This is a genomic window from Gordonia alkanivorans NBRC 16433, from assembly GCF_000225505.1.
GTDB lineage: Bacteria > Actinomycetota > Actinomycetes > Mycobacteriales > Mycobacteriaceae > Gordonia > Gordonia alkanivorans.
In genome coordinates, this window is sequence record NZ_BACI01000032.1 from 1 (window position 1) to 744 (window position 744).

Annotated in this window: 1 protein-coding gene; it reads right to left on the reverse strand. The window is 61.3% G+C overall.

Going from position 1 to position 744, the window contains the following annotated elements; all coding sequences use genetic code 11:
• Nucleotides 1-126: 126 nt before the first annotated feature.
• The coding region (gene istB, locus GOALK_RS04575) for an IS21-like element helper ATPase IstB (protein WP_006357635.1) at nt 127-744 on the reverse strand (618 nt) is incomplete at its 5' end.

Here is a 744-nt window from a genome sequence, read left to right on the forward strand (position 1 = left end):
CCTGTGCGTGCACCCATCGCTTCGCGGTCTCGATGCGCCATTGTCAACGGCGGCTGAAAACTGACCCTTTATCGACGGTTGAATTTTGACCCCCTTGTGGTGTGGTTACTGGTCGGTGTTGACGAGTTATCGTCGGGTTTTGGTGCGGTAGGAGTCGCCGTCGATGGTGATGACCTCGGCGTGGTGGACGAGTCGGTCGATGAGCGCGGCGGCCACAACGTCGTCGGCGAAGACTTCGCCCCAGCGACCGAAGGGCATGTTCGAGGTGATCAGCACCGAACCTTGTTCGTAGCGGCTGGCGATGAGTTGGAAGAACAGGTTCGCGGTGTCTGAGTCGAACGGCAGGTAGCCGATTTCGTCGATGATGAGCAGTCGGTAGCGGCGGAGCCGTTTGAGTTCGTGGGCTAGGCGACCGGTGGCGTGTGCTTCGGTGAGGCGGGTGGCCCATCCGGTGGCGGTGTCAAAGAGTACCGGGTAGGCGTTGTGGGCAGCTTTGATGCCGAGCGCGATGGCGAGATGGGTTTTGCCTACTCCTGGTGGTCCGAGCAGGATGACGTTGTCGCTCTTGGCGATCCAGGTGCTGGTGGCCAGGTGGGCGATCACGTCACGACGCAGGCCGGGGACGTGGTCGAAGGTGAAGTCCTCAAGGGTTTTGATCGCCGGGAACCGGGCGCCACTGATCCGTAGAGCGGTGCCGTTGGCTTCGCGTTCACTGACTTGACGATCGAGGATCGCGGAAAGGTA